This window comes from Bacillus sp. 2B09, from assembly GCF_003946835.1.
Classification (GTDB): Bacteria; Bacillota; Bacilli; order Bacillales; family Bacillaceae; genus Bacillus; species Bacillus altitudinis.
The window spans coordinates 21359-37961 of record NZ_RPSG01000014.1; the positions used below are offsets into that span (position 1 = coordinate 21359).

Sequence of the window (16603 nt, forward strand, 5' to 3'; positions counted from 1 at the left end):
TGTTTTATTTCATAAATCCACGGTAGTTTCGTTTCACTAATTGGCTTTCAAGCTGCTTCATTGTTTCAAGTGCAACACCTACAACAATGAGAAGACTTGTGCCGCCAATTTGTGCAGCGGAAGGTAATCCAGCGAATTGAATGAAAAAGATAGGAAGTATTGAAATCACGGCTAAGAAAATGGCGCCCACAAACGTGAGTCGGTACAAAATGCTCGTAATTCTATCTTGAGTCATTTTCCCTGGACGAACTCCCGGGATATAGCCACCCTGCTTTTGCAGATTTTCAGCCATTTGTTCAGGGTTTACTTGGACAAAGGCATAAAAATATGTGAAAGCAACAATCAGTGCTACATAAATCGTCATACCGATTGGCTTAGTATAGTCAAAGTTGTTAGTTATCCAGGTTGTCACATTATTTGTTCCGAAGAACGATGCGATCGTCTGCGGAGTAATAATGAACGAAACGGCAAAGATGACTGGAATCACCCCTGCTGGATTCACTTTCAATGGAAGGTGCGTTGCTTGACTAGCAGACATTTGTGCACGGCCAGTTCCTTTTGAATATTGAATCGCAATCTTTCTCACTGCCATTTGAATGTAAATAACACCGATAACAATGACAAGAATAGCAATCACAATAAGGGCAATTTTCAGGATTTGCATGAACAGCTGTCCATCTCCACCTACAAATTGCTGAGCGTACACTTGCTTTAATGTTTGAGGGATACCTGCGATGATACCGGCAAAGATAATAATCGAAATACCGTTACCAACACCGTGAGCAGTAATCTGCTCTCCCAGCCACATTAAAAATGCTGTTCCCGCAGTGAGTACGACCGCAATTAAGAGATACGTTGAAACACCTGGGTTTTCAATCAGCATGCCTCCTGCCATATTGTTAAATCCATATGACATTCCTAACGCCTGGATAAATCCTAGAACAATTGTAAAATACCTTGTGAATTGTGCTAATTTTCGGCGGCCAACCTCTCCTTGCTTTGACCACTCAGTAAACTTCGGTACAACATCCATCTGCAAGAGCTGGATGATGATCGAAGCAGTGATATACGGCATAATCCCCATTGCAAGAATGGAGAATTGGAAAAGTGCCCCGCCCCCAAACGTGTTGAGGATTCCGAAAACACTCATTTGATCCTGTGCCTGGAGAACTTCGGCGTTCACATTAGGCACAGGGATGAAAGCACCTATACGAAAGACGACTAACATTAAAAGTGTAAATATAATCTTATTCCGTATATCTTTCACACGCATAAAATTGGAGATTGTCTTAAACAAGTTAGATCACCTCGGCTGTACCGCCAGCAGCTTCAATCGCTTCTTTAGCAGAAGCAGAGAATTTATTGGCTTTTACAGTTAATTTTTTTTCTAATTTACCGTTGCCAAGAATTTTTACTCCTGCTTTTAACTTGCTTATTGCACCAGTCTCTAGAAGAAGTTCAGGAGTGACTTCCGTTCCTTCGTCAAAACTGTTTAATCTGTCTAAGTTGATTACCGCGTAATCTTTACGGTTGATGTTTGTAAAACCACGTTTTGGAAGGCGTTGGAATAAAGGCATTTGACCACCTTCGAATCCAGGGCGTACACCGCCGCCAGAACGAGCGTTTTGACCTTTATGACCTTTACCAGAAGTTTTACCGTTACCTGATCCAATACCACGACCAACACGGTTGCGTACTTTACGTGAACCTTCTGAAGGCTTCAATTCATGAAGTTTCATTTGGGCACCTCCTTATCGATTAAAAATGTTTTATTGTTCTTTAACAGAAACTAAATGAGACACCTTGTTAATCATGCCGCGGATCGCTGCATTGTCTTCATGTACGACTGTTTGGTTTGTTTTCTTTAGACCAAGAGTACGAACAGTGACACGCTGATCTTCCGGGCGACCGATTACACTGCGTTTGAGGGTAATTTCTAATTTATTTGCCATTATTGTTCCCTCCTTATCCTAACAGGTCTTCTACAGATTTTCCACGAAGCTTCGCTACATCTTCTGCACGTTTAAGTTCACTTAAACCTTGAAGTGTTGCGCGGATCATGTTGATCGGTGTATTAGAACCTAGAGATTTAGAAAGGATATCAGCTAGACCAGCAAGCTCAAGTACCGCACGCACTGGGCCTCCAGCGATAACTCCTGTACCTTCTGAAGCAGGCTTCAATAGAACGTTTCCTGCACCGAATCGACCGATGATTTCATGTGGAATTGTAGTTCCAACCATTGGTACTTCAATTAAATTCTTTTTCGCGTCTTCAACAGCTTTGCGGATCGCTTCTGGTACTTCTTGTGCTTTACCAGTACCGAATCCTACATGACCGTTTTTGTCACCGACAACAACTAAAGCTGCAAAACGGAAACGACGTCCACCTTTAACAACTTTCGCTACCCGGTTAACCGTAACTAAGCGTTCTTCTAACTCTAATTTGCTTGGGTCAATACGACTCATTCGGATGTGTCCCTCCTTCTTTTATTAAAATTTAAGTCCAGCCTCACGAGCAGCTTCAGCTAGAGCTTTTACACGTCCATGATATAAGTATCCTCCGCGGTCAAATACCACGTTAGAGATGCCTTTTTCAACAGCACGTTTTGCAACAAGTTCGCCAACTTTAGTAGCAGCTGCAGCGTCAGAACTATTCTCGATCTTTAACTCTTTATCAAGAGTAGAAGCACTTACAAGTGTTACACCGTTAACATCATCAATTACTTGAGCGTAGATGTTCTTGTTAGAACGGAAAACGTTAAGGCGAGGTCTTTCAGCAGTACCTGAAAGTTTCGCACGAACACGAGCGTGTCTTTTAAGACGAGTAGCGTTTTTGCTAGTTTTCGTAATCATCCGAGTCACTCCTTTCTTCACATTAAGCGATCTTACTTACCAGTTTTTCCTTCTTTACGGCGAACGAATTCACCTTCGTAACGAATTCCTTTACCTTTGTAAGGCTCTGGAGCACGGACAGCGCGGATGTTAGAAGCTAGAGCTCCTACACGCTCTTTATCGATACCTTTAACGATTACTTTCGTTTGAGATGGAACTTCTACTTCAACTCCAGCCTCAGGAACGATTTCAACTGGGTGAGAGTATCCAACGTTAAGAACAAGTTTGTTTCCAGATTTAGCTGCACGGTAACCGACACCGATTAGTTCTAAACCTCTTTCGAAACCTTTAGATACACCTTCAACCATGTTTGCAATTAAGCTACGTGTTGTACCATGTAATGCACGGTGTTCTTTATTTTCAGACGGACGGCTTACAGTTAAGACGTTGTCCTCAATTTTAATTTCCATATCAGGGTGAAATGCACGAGTTAGTTCACCTTTTGGTCCCTTTACTGTCACTGTGTTATCGTTGTTTGTCACAGTTACTCCTGAAGGGATCTCGATTAGCTTTTTACCTATACGAGACATACCAAGCACCTCCATTCATCTTAAACTTTTTTTACCATACGTAAGCAAGTACTTCTCCACCAGCTTGTTTAGCACGGGCTTCTTTGTCCGATAAAACACCTTGTGATGTAGAAATAATTGCGATTCCAAGTCCGTTAAGTACACGTGGTACTTCATTTGATTTCGCATATACGCGTAAACCAGGTTTACTGATTCTTTTAAGACCAGTGATAACACGTTCGTTGTTTTGGCCGTATTTAAGGAACAAACGGATAATTCCTTGTTTGCTGTCTTCGACGTACTCAACGTCACGGATAAAACCTTCACGCTTTAAGATTTCAGCAATTTCTCTTTTGATTTTTGAAGCCGGTACTTCTAGCTTCTCATGACGTACCATGTTCGCATTGCGAATACGAGTCAGCAAATCTGCAATCGGATCTGTCATAACCATTATTTAATAACCTCCTTCCCATTTATGGGGATTACCAGCTGGCTTTTTTAACGCCAGGAATTTGTCCTTTATATGCAAGTTCGCGGAAACAAATACGGCAAAGTTTAAACTTGCGAATTACTGAATGTGGACGTCCACAACGTTCGCAGCGCGTATACTCTTGAACTTTAAACTTTTGTTTGCGTTGTTGTTTCGCAATCATAGACTTTTTAGCCACGATTTCGCCTCCCTTTCATTGATTATTTCTGGAACGGCATACCTACTTGAGTTAATAACTCACGTGCTTCTTCGTCCGTGTTGGCAGTCGTAACGATAACGATATCCATACCGCGGACTTTTGTTACTTTATCGTAATCAATTTCTGGGAAGATTAACTGTTCTTTAATACCAAGCGTGTAGTTTCCACGACCGTCGAAAGATTTCTTAGAAATCCCGCGGAAGTCACGTACACGTGGTAAAGATACAGAAATAAGTTTATCAAGGAAATCGTACATGCGCTCTCCGCGAAGTGTTACTTTCGCACCGATTGGCATTCCTTCACGTAGACGGAATCCAGCAATAGACTTCTTCGCACGAGTAACGACAGGTTTTTGACCAGCGATAAACGTTAATTCTTCAACAGCAGTATCGATTGCTTTAGCGTTTTGAACGGCGTCACCAACACCCATGTTGATCACGATTTTTTCGATTTTTGGCACTTGCATTACTGATTTGTATTCAAACTTAGAAACTAATGCAGGTGTAATTTCTTTTACATACTTTTCTTTAAGGCGGTTCATGAGAAAGACCTCCCTTCCTTATTTACTATTTATCTAGAACTTGCCCAGATTTTTTCGCTACACGGACTTTCTTTCCGTCCTCAACTTTATATCCAATACGTGTCACTTCACCCGTTTTAGGATCAAGCGGCATTACGTTTGATACGTGGATCGGCGCTTCTTGTTCAGAAATTCCGCCTTGAGGGTTAGCTTGGGTTGGTTTAGAGTGTTTTTTCACAAGGTTAATACCTTCTACTAAAACACGGTCCTTTTTAGGGAAAGCAGCAAGGATGACACCTTGTTTACCTTTATCTTTACCAGAGATAACCACTACTTTATCGCCCTTTTTAACATGCATTTAATCGCACCTCCTTGAGTCGCGGATTGTATTCATTAAAGTACTTCTGGTGCTAAAGAAACAATTTTCATATAGTTATTTTCACGAAGTTCACGTGCTACTGGTCCGAAGATACGAGTTCCACGTGGGCTCTTGTCGTCACGGATGATGACACATGCATTTTCATCAAAACTGATGTAAGATCCATCGTTTCTGCGAGCTCCGCTCTTAGTACGAACGATAACTGCTTTCACAACTTCACCTTTTTTGACAACGCCTCCTGGTGTTGCTTGTTTAACCGTACAAACAATGACATCACCGATGTTAGCCGTTTTACGTCCAGAGCCACCAAGAACTTTAATCGTTAGTACTTCGCGTGCGCCAGAGTTGTCAGCTACTTTTAAACGAGTCTCCTGTTGAATCATTAATGTTACCTCCCTTCGGAAAAAGAAATCCGAACTTTATTAGATAATAACAGCTTCTTCGACAACTTCAACTAGACGAAAGCGTTTAGTCGCAGATAATGGACGAGTTTCCATGACCTTTACGATGTCTCCGATTTTTGCTTGGTTGTTTTCATCATGTGCTTTGAACTTTTTAGAGTATCTTACACGTTTGCCATAAAGTGAATGCTTTTTGTATGTTTCAACTACAACAGTGATGGTTTTATCCATTTTGTCAGAAACAACACGACCTTGATACACTTTACGTTGGTTACGTTCGCTCATGTTTGCGGGGCCTCCCCTCTAATTATTATTTATTAGCAGCGATTTCTCTTTGACGAATCACAGTTTTCATGCGTGCGATTGATTTACGCACTTCACGAATGCGAGCAGTGTTTTCAAGCTGCCCAGTCGCTAATTGGAAACGAAGATTGAAAAGTTCTTCTTTAAGAGACTTTACTTTTTGTTCAATTTCAGCAGTGGTAAGGTCACGAATTTCATTAGCTTTCATTTGATTCACCACCAATTTCTTCACGTTTTACGAACTTCGTTTTAATTGGCAATTTGTGAGATGCAAGACGAAGAGCTTCACGAGCAACTTCTTCAGACACACCAGAAATTTCAAATAAAACTTTGCCCGGTTTTACTACAGCTACCCAGCCTTCTGGAGCACCTTTACCGGAACCCATGCGGACCTCTAGAGGTTTAGCTGTGTATGGCTTAGAAGGGAAAATTTTGATCCAAACTTTACCGCCACGTTTCATGTAACGAGTCATAGCAATACGAGCAGCTTCGATTTGACGGTTAGTGATCCAAGAAGCTTCAAGAGCTTGGATACCGAACTCACCGAAATGTACTTCAGTGCCGCCTTTTGCACGACCACGCATTTTTCCACGATGTTCTCTGCGATACTTCACGCGTTTTGGCAATAACATATTATTTTCCTCCTTCCGCAGTATTCTTCTTAGTTGGAAGGACTTCTCCACGATAGATCCATACTTTTACGCCAAGCTTACCATAAGTAGTATCAGCTTCAGCAGTAGCATAGTCGATGTCAGCACGAAGTGTGTGCAATGGAACAGTACCTTCACTGTAATATTCAGAACGAGCAATATCTGCACCGCCAAGACGACCAGAAACCATTGTTTTGATTCCTTGTGCTCCAGCACGCATTGTGCGTTGGATTGTTTGTTTTTGTGCACGACGGAATGAAATACGATTTTCAAGTTGACGAGCGATGTTTTCAGCAACTAGCTGAGCATCAAGATCTGCTCTCTTGATTTCAAGAATGTTGATGTGTACACGTTTGCCAGTTAGGCTGTTAAGAGCTTTACGAAGTGCTTCAACTTCAGATCCGCCTTTACCAATTACCATACCTGGTTTAGCCGTGTGGATTGTGATATTTACGCGGTTTGCAGCACGTTCGATTTCTACTTTAGAAACAGACGCGTCAGACAAACGCTTACTGATGAATTCACGGATTTTCAAGTCTTCATGTAAGAAGTCAGCGTAATCTTTTCCTGCGAACCATTTAGATTCCCAATCACGAATGACGCCAATACGAAGACCTACTGGATTTACCTTTTGACCCACGGATTATCCCTCCTTCTTTTCTGATACAACGATTGTAATGTGACTAGTACGTTTGTTAATTGCGCTCGCACGACCCATAGCACGTGGACGGAATCTCTTAAGTGTTGGACCTTCGTCAACGAATGCTTGAGTAATCACTAGGCTGTTAGCGTCCAACTCGTAGTTGTGCTCAGCATTTGCGATAGCAGATTTTAATACTTTTTCAATAATTGGTGAAGCAGCCTTAGGTGTAAGGTTTAAGATAGAAACTGCTTCTCCTACTTGCTTACCTCGGATCAGGTCCATTACTAGACGTGCTTTACGAGGAGCAATACGGACTGTTCTTGCGACAGCTTTAGCTTGCATTTAAAAGCCTCCTCTCATTAGCGTCTTGTTTTTTTATCGTCACTAGCATGACCTTTGTAAGTACGGCTTGGTGCGAATTCGCCCAATTTGTGACCTACCATATCTTCAGAAATGAAAACAGGTACATGTTTGCGTCCGTCATAGACAGCGATTGTGTGACCGATGAATTGTGGGAAAATTGTAGAACGACGAGACCAAGTTTTTACGACTTGCTTTTTGTCAGTTTCATTCAATTTCTCGACTTTAGCCATCAAATGATCATCAACAAATGGTCCTTTTTTTAAGCTGCGAGCCATTGTGGAACCTCCCTTCGTGATTGAACTACGGTCCTAAATGAACCGTAGACAACCCCGTTACTTGTTTTTACGACGACGTACAATGAATTTATCAGACTTGTTGGTTTTCTTACGAGTCTTGAATCCAAGAGTCGGTTTACCCCATGGAGACATTGGTGATTTACGTCCGATTGGAGCGCGTCCTTCACCACCGCCGTGTGGGTGATCGTTAGGGTTCATTACAGAACCACGAACTGTTGGGCGTACGCCTTTCCAGCGAGAACGTCCAGCTTTACCGATGTTGATTAGTTCGTGTTGTTCGTTTCCAACTTGACCGATAGTCGCACGGCAAGCAGAAAGGATCATGCGTACTTCACCAGAGTTCAAACGTACAAGAACGTATTTACCTTCTTTACCTAGAACTTGAGCAGAAGTACCAGCAGAACGAACTAATTGTCCACCTTTACCTGGTTTTAATTCAATGTTATGCACAACTGTACCAACTGGGATGTTGATAAGTGGAAGAGCATTACCTGGTTTGATGTCAGCTTCTGGTCCAGAAGTAACTTCAGTACCAACTTGGATTCCTTTCGGAGCAAGAATGTAACGTTTCTCACCATCTGCATAGTTTACAAGAGCGATGTTCGCTGAACGGTTTGGATCATACTCGATTGTAGCAACGCGTCCAGGTATACCGTCTTTATCACGCTTAAAGTCGATGATACGGTATTGACGTTTGTGACCGCCACCTTGATGACGAACAGTCAATCTACCTTGGTTGTTACGTCCGCCTTTTCTGTGAAGCGGTGCAAGCAACGATTTTTCTGGTTTGTCAGTCGTGATTTCAGCAAAATCTGAAGTAGTCATGCCACGACGACCATTACTGGTTGGTTTATACTTTTTAATCGCCATTTTGAATTTCCCTCCTTCTTTTTAAGATTTACGCTTCAAAAATTTCGATTTCTTTGCTGTCAGCAGTTAATTTCACGATCGCTTTTCTGCGACGGCTAGTCATACCAGTGTAGCGTCCAACGCGTTTTGATTTACCTTTGTAGTTTTGAACGTTGACTTTCTCAACTTTCACTCCAAAGATTTCTTCAACAGCGTCTTTCACTTCTGTCTTGTTAGCTCTGACATCAACTTCGAACGTATACTTCTTCTCTGTCATTAGATCAGCAGAACGTTCAGTAATGATAGGGCGCTTTAGAACATCACGAGGATCTTTCATTATGCAAGTCCCTCCTCTACTTTTTCAACCGCTGCTTTAGTGATCAGAAGTTTGTCGTGGTTGACAACGTCAAGAACGTTGATACCGTTAGCTTCAACAACTGTTACTCCAGGGATGTTACGAGCAGATAAAGCAACTGTTTCGTTTGCATCCGCAGTGACGATCAACGCTTTCTTCTCAACAGATAACCCTTTAAGGATGCCTGCGAATTCTTTCGTTTTCACTGCATCAAGAGTAAGATCTTCAAGAACGATGATGTTGTTGTCGATTACTTTAGAAGACAATACTGACTTGATAGCCAAGCGGCGAACTTTTTTAGGTAATTTATAAGAATAGCTGCGTGGTGTTGGACCGAATACGATACCGCCTCCGCGCCATTGTGGTGAACGGATAGAACCTTGACGAGCACGACCTGTACCCTTCTGTCTCCAAGGTTTACGACCTCCGCCACGTACTTCAGAACGAGTTTTTACTTTGTGAGTTCCTTGACGTAAGGAAGCTCTTTGCATAAGAATAGCATCGAATACTACGCTTTCGTTTGGCTCAATTCCAAACACAGAAGCGTTTAATTCGATTTCACCGTTAGTAGAACCGTTTTGGTTAAATAATGCTACTTTTGGCATGACTTGTTTCCTCCTTTCCTAAGAGAGTTATTTAGTTTTAACTGCACTCTTTACAGTTACTAGAGATTTTTTAGCTCCTGGTACGTTACCTTTGATCAAAAGAAGATTGCGTTCTGCATCAACTTTAACGATCTCAAGATTTTGGACAGTGATTTGCTCTCCGCCCATACGTCCTGGAAGAAGTTTACCTTTGAATACTCGGTTTGGATCAACAGGTCCCATTGAACCAGGACGACGGTGGTAACGTGAACCGTGAGTCATTGGTCCGCGTGATTGTCCGTGGCGTTTGATAGCCCCTTGGAATCCTTTACCTTTTGATGTTCCTGTTACATCTACGATATCTCCATTTGCGAAAATATCAACTTTGACTTCCTGACCAACTTCATACGCATCTAACTCCACACCGCGTAATTCTTTTACGAAGCGCTTAGGAGCAGTTTCCGCTTTAGCAACGTGGCCTTTCTCTGGTTTGTTAGAAAGCTTCTCACGTTTGTCGTCAAAACCGATTTGGATTGCCTCATAGCCATCCGTGTCAGTAGTCTTCTTCTGAAGAACAACGTTAGCAGCAGCCTCAACAACAGTTACAGGGATAAGATCACCGTTTTCTGCGAATACTTGCGTCATACCAATTTTTCTACCTAAGATTCCTTTGGTCATTCGTCACACCTCCTATAATATGTGTTTTCTATTTGAATTAAAGTTTGATTTCGATATCTACACCGGATGGTAAATCTAAACGCATAAGTGCATCAACTGTTTGCGGAGTTGGATTCACGATGTCGATTAGACGTTTGTGAGTACGCATCTCGAATTGCTCACGAGAATCTTTGTACTTATGCACCGCACGAAGGATTGTGTAAACTGATTTTTCAGTTGGAAGCGGGATTGGACCAGATACACTAGCACCAGAACGCTTAGCCGTTTCAACAATCTTCTCAGCAGATTGATCAAGAATTCTATGATCATATGCTTTTAAACGAATACGAATTTTTTGTTTTGCCATTATTTTCCCTCCTTTTCGCCTACTTACGTTAGACAGTTCTCCGTGAGAAAAACCTGATCACCTTGCCATGGCAAAGCGGCCGGGTGTGTCAGCAACCTCTCACTTCATCGCAGTCAAAGACCAACATGCACTATTGTACCAAATTGGCCTGCGTGTTGCAATAATAAATCGGATAAATTTATGATTTGCACACTTTTCATATTATACAGGGGTTCAGCCTATAAATCAAGCTTTCCCTGAAGATGATGTGTAGCTGTCTTCCTGACGATACGAATAAATTCTTCTGGCTCTTCAATATGCGGAGAATGCGCAGATTCTTTAAAAGTAAACCACTCTTTTATTGGTGCTGTAAGTTGATCAACATATGGTTTTGATACAGCAGCTGGTGTAATCATGTCATGTTCCCCGATGATAAAGTAGCAGGGTATTAATATAGAAGAAACTCGGTATTGAATGCTTTCGTTCATCAGCTCATCCCACAGCATATCCTGGCTATACTTCTGTCCCATAAGGAATTTCCACTTATCTTTTAGCTGATAATGCTTACTAACAAGAAATGCATACAGCATTTGAAAAAGTGGCTTCCACCTATGCGTGAGCCCTACTTTTGCGAACTCTTTGTATAGAGAGAACAAAGCATGAGCAGAGGTGCGTTTCCAAGGGGGTGGTGTCAGCAATCTTAGACATCTACTGAAGAAATGCTTGCCTTGATATTTTTTTAGAAGAAGTTCGTACGATACAATATCCTCTTTTAATACATCAACCACCTGACTAATTCCATAATAGGCATGATACAAATCTGGTCGTTTATGTACAGCTTGTATCGCAATTAATGATCCCCATGAATAACCCGCAATGTATATTTTCGTTTGATCATTATAAGAAAGCAGTTTTTCTGTCAGCTCAATCGTATCCTCTATGAATTGCCCAATGGTCATAGAAGACTCAGGAATGTTTTTTTGATAAGACAGTCCTGCACCGCGCTGGTCCCAATGAACAACAGTGAAGTCTTGATTAAGTTCCTTATGAAAGGAATCGATATAACTCATTTGAGCTGAGCCTGGGCCACCGTGTAAAAATAATAAAACAGGTTTTGTTTTTTCTGCTTGATCTTCTTTTATCATAAGCCATTGATCAAGCCCGCCAATCAGCCACTTTTTCAATATTGTCTTCGCCATTCCAGTGATCCTCTCGGTTCCATTTAGATTCTATAGCTTATAGTAGCCGTTATGCACTGGAAAAGCAAAAAAAGAGACCCTTTTGCAAGGAGTCTCTTTTAACTGTTATTACTTAATGATAGTAGAAACGACGCCAGAACCTACAGTACGTCCACCCTCACGGATAGAGAAACGAGTTCCTTCTTCGATAGCGATAGTAGAGATAAGTTCAACTTCCATCTCAGTGTTATCGCCAGGCATTACCATTTCAGTACCTTCTGGAAGATGTACGATACCAGTTACGTCAGTTGTACGGAAGTAGAACTGCGGACGGTAGTTAGTGAAGAATGGAGTATGACGTCCACCCTCATCTTTAGAAAGTACATAAACTTCAGCTTTGAAACGGCTATGTGGAGTGATTGTACCTGGTTTAGCAAGTACTTGACCACGTTGGATATCTTCACGAGATACACCACGAAGTAGTGCACCGATGTTGTCACCAGCTTCAGCATAGTCAAGAAGTTTACGGAACATTTCAACACCTGTAACAGTTGTTTTACCGTTTTCTTCTTGAAGACCGATGATTTCAACTTCGTCACCGACTTTAACTTGTCCACGCTCAACACGACCAGTAGCAACTGTTCCACGACCAGTGATTGAGAATACGTCCTCAACTGGCATCATGAATGGCTTCTCAGTGTCACGCTCTGGAGTTGGGATGTACTCATCAACCGCATCCATAAGTTCGAAGATTTTTGCTTCGTAATCAGCATCACCTTCAAGAGCTTTAAGAGCAGAACCTTTGATAACTGGTACATCGTCACCAGGGAAGTCATAGTCAGAAAGAAGGTCACGAACTTCCATTTCAACAAGTTCAAGTAACTCTTCATCGTCAACCATGTCACATTTGTTAAGGAATACTACGATGTAAGGAACACCTACGTTACGAGAAAGTAGGATGTGCTCACGTGTTTGTGGCATTGGACCATCAGCAGCAGATACTACTAAGATCGCGCCGTCCATTTGAGCAGCACCAGTGATCATGTTTTTAACATAGTCAGCGTGTCCTGGGCAGTCTACGTGTGCATAGTGACGAGTTTCAGTTTCATACTCAACGTGTGCAGTTGAGATTGTGATTCCACGCTCGCGCTCTTCTGGAGCACCATCGATTTGGTCATAAGCCATAGCTGTACCTTTACCAGATTTCTTATGAAGAACTGTTGAGATAGCAGCAGTTAGAGTTGTTTTACCATGGTCAACGTGTCCAATTGTACCAATGTTAGCATGCGATTTGGAACGGTCGAATTTTTCTTTAGCCATTCTAAAAATCCTCCTTAAAGGTTCATTGTATTTGGTATGAGTGATAGAAAGTGAAGAGTTACCTCTCACTTTCTGATCTTCAATAGTAGTTATACTTTAGTTTAAAGGCAAAATCAATTATTCACCTTTATTTTTTTTGATGATTTCTTCACTGATGCTCTTAGGCACTTCTTCGTAGTGATCCATGTGCATAGTGAATGTACCGCGTCCTTGTGTGTTAGAACGGAGTGCAGTTGCATATCCGAACATTTCAGAAAGTGGAACCATAGCGCGAACAACTTGAGCGTTACCGCGAGCTTCCATACCTTCTACACGTCCACGACGAGATGTGATATCACCCATGATGTCTCCCATGTATTCTTCTGGGATAACGACTTCTACTTTCATCATTGGCTCAAGTAGAACTGGGTTACATTTGCTGACAGCATTTTTCAATGCCATAGATGCAGCAATTTTAAACGCCATTTCGTTAGAGTCAACATCGTGGTAAGATCCATCGAATAATTTTGCTTTGATGTCGATTAATGGGAATCCAGCCAATACACCATTTTCTAGTGAATCTTCAAGACCTGCTTGAATTGCTGGAATGTATTCACGTGGAACAACCCCACCGACGATTGCATTTGTGAATTCGAAGCCTGCGCCTTCTTCGTTTGGTTCGAATTCGATCCAAACGTGTCCGAACTGACCGCGTCCACCAGACTGACGTACGAATTTACCTTCAACTTTTGCACTAGAACGGAATGTTTCACGGTACGCAACTTGAGGAGCTCCTACGTTAGCTTCAACCTTGAACTCACGCTTCATACGGTCAACAATGATATCAAGGTGAAGCTCACCCATACCAGAGATAATCGTTTGACCAGTTTCAGTGTTTGTTTGTGTACGGAATGTTGGATCCTCTTCAGCTAGTTTAGCTAAAGCGATACCCATTTTATCTTGGTCAGCCTTAGATTTAGGCTCGATTGCTACATCGATAACTGGCTCTGGGAATTCCATAGACTCAAGGATAACAAGATTTTTCTCGTCACAAAGAGTATCACCAGTAGATGTATCTTTAAGACCAACAGCTGCTGCGATATCCCCTGCATATACAGTAGAGATTTCTTCACGGCTGTTTGCGTGCATTTGAAGGATACGTCCAACACGCTCACGCTTGTTCTTAGAAGAGTTCTTCACGTAAGAACCAGAATCAAGTGTTCCAGAGTATACGCGGAAGAAAGTTAGTTTCCCAACATAAGGGTCAGTCATAACTTTAAATGCAAGAGCTGCGAATGGTGCGTCATCAGTAGACTCACGTACAACCTCTTCATTTGTATCTGGCAATGTACCTTTAATTGCAGCAACATCAGTTGGTGCAGGAAGGTAGTCAAGCACAGCGTCAAGTACAAGCTGAACACCTTTGTTTTTGAAAGCAGATCCAACAAGAACTGGGTAGAATTCAACATTCAAAGTTCCTTTACGGATTGCAGCTTTCAATTCAGGAATTGTGATTTCTTCACCCTCAAGGTATTTTTCCATAAGCTCTTCATCAAGCTCAGCGACAGCTTCAATCAAGCTGCTGCGAAGCTCTTCAGCTTTGTCTTTATACTCAGCAGGGATTTCTTGTGCATCAGAGCGAGTTCCAAGGTCATCTTCGTAGAAGTATGCTACGTTTTCTACAAGGTCGATGATTCCTTCGAATTGATCTTCAGCGCCGATCGGCAATTGAATTGCATGAGCGTTCGCTTGAAGACGATCTCTTAATGTGCTTACAGAGTAAAGGAAGTCCGCACCGGTTTTATCCATTTTGTTAACGAATACGATACGAGGTACTCCGTAAGTTGTTGCTTGGCGCCAAACTGTTTCAGTTTGAGGCTCTACACCTGATTGTGCATCAAGAACAGCAACCGCACCATCAAGTACACGCAAAGAACGTTCAACTTCAACAGTGAAGTCTACGTGTCCTGGTGTATCAATGATGTTTACACGGTAACCTTTCCATTGTGCTGTAGTAGCAGCAGAAGTGATTGTAATACCACGTTCTTGCTCCTGCTCCATCCAGTCCATTTGTGAAGCTCCTTCGTGAGTTTCACCAATTTTATGGATACGACCAGTGTAGTACAAGATACGCTCAGTCGTTGTCGTTTTACCGGCATCGATGTGAGCCATGATACCAATATTACGAGTTTTGTCTAAGGAGAACTCTCTTGCCATTGGGTAATTTCTCCTTCCTTATTAGGGAATAGTTTTTTTAGTTTGGTATAAATCCTACCAGCGGTAGTGAGCGAATGCTTTGTTCGCTTCTGCCATTTTGTGTGTATCTTCACGTTTCTTAACAGCAGCACCAGTGTTGTTAGCTGCGTCAAGGATTTCGTTAGCAAGACGCTCTTCCATCGTTTTTTCTCCACGAAGACGAGCGTAGTTTACTAACCAGCGAAGACCTAAAGTCGTACGACGATCTGGGCGAACTTCTACAGGAACTTGGTAGTTAGCTCCACCTACACGACGTGCTTTAACTTCAAGAACTGGCATGATGTTTTTCAAGGCTTGTTCGAAAACCTCCATCGCTTCATTACCAGTACGTTCTTTGATGATATCAAATGACTTGTAGAGAATAGTTTGTGACTTTCCTCTTTTACCGTCGATCATCATTTTGTTGATCAAACGAGATACAAGTTTAGAATTGTAAATTGGATCTGGCAAAACGTCTCTTTTTGCTACAGGACCTTTACGTGGCATCTGAATAGCCTCCCTTCTCTTTTAAAAGGATTTCTATCTGTCTTTCATCTCAATTTCATTGTCAGCTGCCTGACTCCACTGATCTGAACTCAACTTCTAAAAACCCTTATGTTTGTTTATATTATTTGCTTTGTTTAGGGCGTTTTGTTCCGTATTTAGAACGTCCTTGCATACGACCGTCAACTCCGGCAGTATCAAGCGCACCACGAACGATGTGGTAACGTACACCCGGTAAGTCTTTTACACGTCCGCCACGGATAAGTACTACACTGTGCTCTTGTAGGTTATGTCCGATACCAGGAATGTAAGCTGTTACCTCAATCAGGTTAGACAAACGTACACGAGCATATTTACGTAGTGCTGAGTTTGGTTTTTTCGGTGTCATTGTACCGACACGAGTACAAACCCCGCGCTTCTGTGGAGATGTTACGTTAGTGTGCTCTTTTTTGAAACTGTTGTATCCTTTGTTAAGTGCAGGAGACTTTGAGTTTTCAACTTTACTCACGCGTCCTTTGCGTATTAGCTGATTAATTGTAGGCATGTTGTTATTCCTCCCTTCATTACTTTTTTTATAACCCACATACCCAGGTGGTTCATCAAAAGGCAAAAAACAATGTTTTTGCATTTTAAGCATGCAAAAACAAAACAAGTACGCTATAACATAATGGCAACAGCTGCTGCCCCAACTTCAATTCCGCAGGCCTTGCCGAGCTTTTTCATGGAATCTACCACTAAAATGTCTACACCCTTCTCTTGCGCTAGTTTCATTACACTAGCGGTTAAAGCAGGATCAGCATCTTTCGCTACGACGATTTCCTTCACTGAATCTCGTTTCAGAGCTTTTACTGTTTGCTTCGTACCAATAATAATGGATTGAGCCTGTGATACTTTATCATAAGACATCGAATATCCTCCAAAGTAACAGGTTTTATTTTGAGCACCTTGGTT

Annotated in this window: 28 protein-coding genes; all 28 read right to left on the bottom strand. The window is 41.9% G+C overall.

What is annotated here, in order from left to right; translation table 11 throughout:
• Positions 1–4: 4 nt before the first annotated feature.
• Positions 5–1297: a preprotein translocase subunit SecY gene (gene secY, locus EBQ12_RS18390; protein ID WP_007496334.1), complete on the bottom strand. Its 1293-nt coding sequence runs from the start codon at positions 1295–1297 to the stop codon at positions 5–7.
• 1 nt (position 1298) lies between these two features.
• Positions 1299–1739: a 50S ribosomal protein L15 gene (rplO, locus tag EBQ12_RS18395; RefSeq protein ID WP_003216888.1), complete on the bottom strand. Its 441-nt coding sequence runs from the start codon at positions 1737–1739 to the stop codon at positions 1299–1301.
• Positions 1740–1769: 30 nt separating this feature from the next.
• Positions 1770–1952 (bottom strand): 50S ribosomal protein L30, encoded by a 183-nt coding sequence (gene rpmD / locus EBQ12_RS18400; RefSeq protein WP_003217067.1) that lies wholly within the window; start codon positions 1950–1952, stop codon positions 1770–1772.
• A 13-nt stretch (positions 1953–1965) separates the two neighbouring features.
• Positions 1966–2466 (bottom strand): 30S ribosomal protein S5, encoded by a 501-nt coding sequence (rpsE, locus tag EBQ12_RS18405; RefSeq protein ID WP_007496332.1) that lies wholly within the window; start codon positions 2464–2466, stop codon positions 1966–1968.
• A gap of 24 nt (positions 2467–2490) precedes the next feature.
• A complete protein-coding gene (gene rplR, locus EBQ12_RS18410; RefSeq protein WP_003216951.1) occupies positions 2491–2853 on the bottom strand; it encodes a 50S ribosomal protein L18 in 363 nt (120 codons plus the stop codon).
• A 32-nt stretch (positions 2854–2885) separates the two neighbouring features.
• On the bottom strand, positions 2886–3422 hold the full coding sequence (gene rplF, locus EBQ12_RS18415; protein WP_008345395.1) for a 50S ribosomal protein L6: 537 nt from the start codon (positions 3420–3422) through the stop codon (positions 2886–2888).
• A gap of 31 nt (positions 3423–3453) precedes the next feature.
• A complete protein-coding gene (gene rpsH, locus EBQ12_RS18420) occupies positions 3454–3852 on the bottom strand; it encodes a 30S ribosomal protein S8 (RefSeq protein ID WP_007496327.1) in 399 nt (132 codons plus the stop codon).
• Between the two features lie 31 nt (positions 3853–3883).
• Positions 3884–4069, bottom strand: coding sequence for a 30S ribosomal protein S14 (rpsN, locus tag EBQ12_RS18425; protein WP_008356542.1), 186 nt, complete (start codon positions 4067–4069; stop codon positions 3884–3886).
• 22 nt (positions 4070–4091) lie between these two features.
• Complete coding sequence (rplE, locus tag EBQ12_RS18430) at positions 4092–4631, bottom strand: 50S ribosomal protein L5 (RefSeq protein ID WP_003217159.1); 540 nt, start codon at positions 4629–4631, stop codon at positions 4092–4094.
• A gap of 25 nt (positions 4632–4656) precedes the next feature.
• On the bottom strand, positions 4657–4968 hold the full coding sequence (rplX, locus tag EBQ12_RS18435) for a 50S ribosomal protein L24 (protein ID WP_007496325.1): 312 nt from the start codon (positions 4966–4968) through the stop codon (positions 4657–4659).
• Between the two features lie 35 nt (positions 4969–5003).
• Positions 5004–5372: a 50S ribosomal protein L14 gene (gene rplN, locus EBQ12_RS18440; protein ID WP_003216882.1), complete on the bottom strand. Its 369-nt coding sequence runs from the start codon at positions 5370–5372 to the stop codon at positions 5004–5006.
• A gap of 39 nt (positions 5373–5411) precedes the next feature.
• A complete protein-coding gene (gene rpsQ / locus EBQ12_RS18445; protein ID WP_003216906.1) occupies positions 5412–5675 on the bottom strand; it encodes a 30S ribosomal protein S17 in 264 nt (87 codons plus the stop codon).
• A gap of 25 nt (positions 5676–5700) precedes the next feature.
• Positions 5701–5901 carry a 50S ribosomal protein L29 gene (gene rpmC, locus EBQ12_RS18450; protein ID WP_003217155.1) on the bottom strand — a complete coding sequence of 67 codons (201 nt, stop codon included), beginning with the start codon at positions 5899–5901 and terminating at the stop codon, positions 5701–5703.
• On the bottom strand, positions 5891–6325 hold the full coding sequence (gene rplP, locus EBQ12_RS18455) for a 50S ribosomal protein L16 (protein ID WP_003225801.1): 435 nt from the start codon (positions 6323–6325) through the stop codon (positions 5891–5893). The genes rpmC and rplP overlap by 11 nt, the downstream gene beginning before the upstream one ends.
• Before the next feature lies 1 nt (position 6326).
• Entirely contained in the window at positions 6327–6983 is a 657-nt protein-coding gene (gene rpsC / locus EBQ12_RS18460; RefSeq protein WP_003217241.1) for a 30S ribosomal protein S3, read from the bottom strand.
• Positions 6984–6986: 3 nt separating this feature from the next.
• Positions 6987–7328 (bottom strand): 50S ribosomal protein L22, encoded by a 342-nt coding sequence (rplV, locus tag EBQ12_RS18465; RefSeq protein ID WP_007496316.1) that lies wholly within the window; start codon positions 7326–7328, stop codon positions 6987–6989.
• A gap of 17 nt (positions 7329–7345) precedes the next feature.
• Complete coding sequence (gene rpsS, locus EBQ12_RS18470) at positions 7346–7624, bottom strand: 30S ribosomal protein S19 (protein ID WP_003216920.1); 279 nt, start codon at positions 7622–7624, stop codon at positions 7346–7348.
• Positions 7625–7681: 57 nt separating this feature from the next.
• The gene (rplB, locus tag EBQ12_RS18475) at positions 7682–8515 is read right to left on the bottom strand and encodes a 50S ribosomal protein L2 (RefSeq protein ID WP_007496314.1); all 834 of its coding nucleotides are present in this window, start codon (positions 8513–8515) and stop codon (positions 7682–7684) included.
• A gap of 28 nt (positions 8516–8543) precedes the next feature.
• Positions 8544–8831, bottom strand: a complete 288-nt coding sequence (gene rplW, locus EBQ12_RS18480) for a 50S ribosomal protein L23 (RefSeq protein ID WP_003217016.1) — start codon at positions 8829–8831, stop codon at positions 8544–8546.
• Positions 8831–9454, bottom strand: a complete 624-nt coding sequence (gene rplD / locus EBQ12_RS18485) for a 50S ribosomal protein L4 (RefSeq protein WP_007496312.1) — start codon at positions 9452–9454, stop codon at positions 8831–8833. Before rplD ends, rplW begins: the two co-directional genes overlap by 1 nt.
• 27 nt (positions 9455–9481) lie before the next feature.
• Positions 9482–10111, bottom strand: coding sequence for a 50S ribosomal protein L3 (gene rplC / locus EBQ12_RS18490; RefSeq protein WP_007496311.1), 630 nt, complete (start codon positions 10109–10111; stop codon positions 9482–9484).
• 37 nt (positions 10112–10148) lie between these two features.
• The gene (rpsJ, locus tag EBQ12_RS18495) at positions 10149–10457 is read right to left on the bottom strand and encodes a 30S ribosomal protein S10 (RefSeq protein ID WP_003156464.1); all 309 of its coding nucleotides are present in this window, start codon (positions 10455–10457) and stop codon (positions 10149–10151) included.
• A 218-nt stretch (positions 10458–10675) separates the two neighbouring features.
• Entirely contained in the window at positions 10676–11635 is a 960-nt protein-coding gene (locus tag EBQ12_RS18500) for an alpha/beta fold hydrolase (RefSeq protein ID WP_125590980.1), read from the bottom strand.
• Between the two features lie 108 nt (positions 11636–11743).
• Positions 11744–12934 (bottom strand): elongation factor Tu, encoded by a 1191-nt coding sequence (gene tuf, locus EBQ12_RS18505; RefSeq protein ID WP_125590982.1) that lies wholly within the window; start codon positions 12932–12934, stop codon positions 11744–11746.
• 117 nt (positions 12935–13051) lie between these two features.
• Positions 13052–15130 (bottom strand): elongation factor G, encoded by a 2079-nt coding sequence (gene fusA, locus EBQ12_RS18510; protein WP_007496301.1) that lies wholly within the window; start codon positions 15128–15130, stop codon positions 13052–13054.
• A 54-nt stretch (positions 15131–15184) separates the two neighbouring features.
• On the bottom strand, positions 15185–15655 hold the full coding sequence (rpsG, locus tag EBQ12_RS18515) for a 30S ribosomal protein S7 (RefSeq protein WP_003216884.1): 471 nt from the start codon (positions 15653–15655) through the stop codon (positions 15185–15187).
• 121 nt (positions 15656–15776) lie between these two features.
• Positions 15777–16196 carry a 30S ribosomal protein S12 gene (gene rpsL, locus EBQ12_RS18520; RefSeq protein WP_003216962.1) on the bottom strand — a complete coding sequence of 140 codons (420 nt, stop codon included), beginning with the start codon at positions 16194–16196 and terminating at the stop codon, positions 15777–15779.
• 113 nt (positions 16197–16309) lie between these two features.
• On the bottom strand, positions 16310–16558 hold the full coding sequence (locus tag EBQ12_RS18525; RefSeq protein ID WP_008345416.1) for a 50S ribosomal protein L7ae-like protein: 249 nt from the start codon (positions 16556–16558) through the stop codon (positions 16310–16312).
• Positions 16559–16603 lie beyond the last annotated feature (45 nt).

What these genes read in the sequence shown, in the direction of transcription:
- rplW (WP_003217016.1), bottom strand. Translation starts at nt 8,831, where the DNA reads ATGAAAGATCCTCGTGATGTTCTAAAGCGCCCTATCATTACTGAACGT.
- rpmD (WP_003217067.1), bottom strand. Translation starts at nt 1,952, where the DNA reads ATGGCAAATAAATTAGAAATTACCCTCAAACGCAGTGTAATCGGTCGC.
- rpsJ (WP_003156464.1), bottom strand. Translation starts at nt 10,457, where the DNA reads ATGGCAAAACAAAAAATTCGTATTCGTTTAAAAGCATATGATCATAGA.
- rpsS (WP_003216920.1), bottom strand. Translation starts at nt 7,624, where the DNA reads ATGGCTCGCAGCTTAAAAAAAGGACCATTTGTTGATGATCATTTGATG.
- rplV (WP_007496316.1), bottom strand. Translation starts at nt 7,328, where the DNA reads ATGCAAGCTAAAGCTGTCGCAAGAACAGTCCGTATTGCTCCTCGTAAA.
- rplD (WP_007496312.1), bottom strand. Translation starts at nt 9,454, where the DNA reads ATGCCAAAAGTAGCATTATTTAACCAAAACGGTTCTACTAACGGTGAA.
- rplC (WP_007496311.1), bottom strand. Translation starts at nt 10,111, where the DNA reads ATGACCAAAGGAATCTTAGGTAGAAAAATTGGTATGACGCAAGTATTC.
- rpmC (WP_003217155.1), bottom strand. Translation starts at nt 5,901, where the DNA reads ATGAAAGCTAATGAAATTCGTGACCTTACCACTGCTGAAATTGAACAA.
- rplN (WP_003216882.1), bottom strand. Translation starts at nt 5,372, where the DNA reads ATGATTCAACAGGAGACTCGTTTAAAAGTAGCTGACAACTCTGGCGCA.
- rplX (WP_007496325.1), bottom strand. Translation starts at nt 4,968, where the DNA reads ATGCATGTTAAAAAGGGCGATAAAGTAGTGGTTATCTCTGGTAAAGAT.
- rplP (WP_003225801.1), bottom strand. Translation starts at nt 6,325, where the DNA reads ATGTTATTGCCAAAACGCGTGAAGTATCGCAGAGAACATCGTGGAAAA.
- EBQ12_RS18525 (WP_008345416.1), bottom strand. Translation starts at nt 16,558, where the DNA reads ATGTCTTATGATAAAGTATCACAGGCTCAATCCATTATTATTGGTACG.
- tuf (WP_125590982.1), bottom strand. Translation starts at nt 12,934, where the DNA reads ATGGCTAAAGAAAAATTCGACCGTTCCAAATCGCATGCTAACATTGGT.
- rpsQ (WP_003216906.1), bottom strand. Translation starts at nt 5,675, where the DNA reads ATGAGCGAACGTAACCAACGTAAAGTGTATCAAGGTCGTGTTGTTTCT.
- rplF (WP_008345395.1), bottom strand. Translation starts at nt 3,422, where the DNA reads ATGTCTCGTATAGGTAAAAAGCTAATCGAGATCCCTTCAGGAGTAACT.
- rpsE (WP_007496332.1), bottom strand. Translation starts at nt 2,466, where the DNA reads ATGAGTCGTATTGACCCAAGCAAATTAGAGTTAGAAGAACGCTTAGTT.
- rpsH (WP_007496327.1), bottom strand. Translation starts at nt 3,852, where the DNA reads ATGGTTATGACAGATCCGATTGCAGATTTGCTGACTCGTATTCGCAAT.
- rpsL (WP_003216962.1), bottom strand. Translation starts at nt 16,196, where the DNA reads ATGCCTACAATTAATCAGCTAATACGCAAAGGACGCGTGAGTAAAGTT.
- rplR (WP_003216951.1), bottom strand. Translation starts at nt 2,853, where the DNA reads ATGATTACGAAAACTAGCAAAAACGCTACTCGTCTTAAAAGACACGCT.
- rpsG (WP_003216884.1), bottom strand. Translation starts at nt 15,655, where the DNA reads ATGCCACGTAAAGGTCCTGTAGCAAAAAGAGACGTTTTGCCAGATCCA.
- EBQ12_RS18500 (WP_125590980.1), bottom strand. Translation starts at nt 11,635, where the DNA reads ATGGCGAAGACAATATTGAAAAAGTGGCTGATTGGCGGGCTTGATCAA.
- rplE (WP_003217159.1), bottom strand. Translation starts at nt 4,631, where the DNA reads ATGAACCGCCTTAAAGAAAAGTATGTAAAAGAAATTACACCTGCATTA.
- rplB (WP_007496314.1), bottom strand. Translation starts at nt 8,515, where the DNA reads ATGGCGATTAAAAAGTATAAACCAACCAGTAATGGTCGTCGTGGCATG.
- fusA (WP_007496301.1), bottom strand. Translation starts at nt 15,130, where the DNA reads ATGGCAAGAGAGTTCTCCTTAGACAAAACTCGTAATATTGGTATCATG.
- rplO (WP_003216888.1), bottom strand. Translation starts at nt 1,739, where the DNA reads ATGAAACTTCATGAATTGAAGCCTTCAGAAGGTTCACGTAAAGTACGC.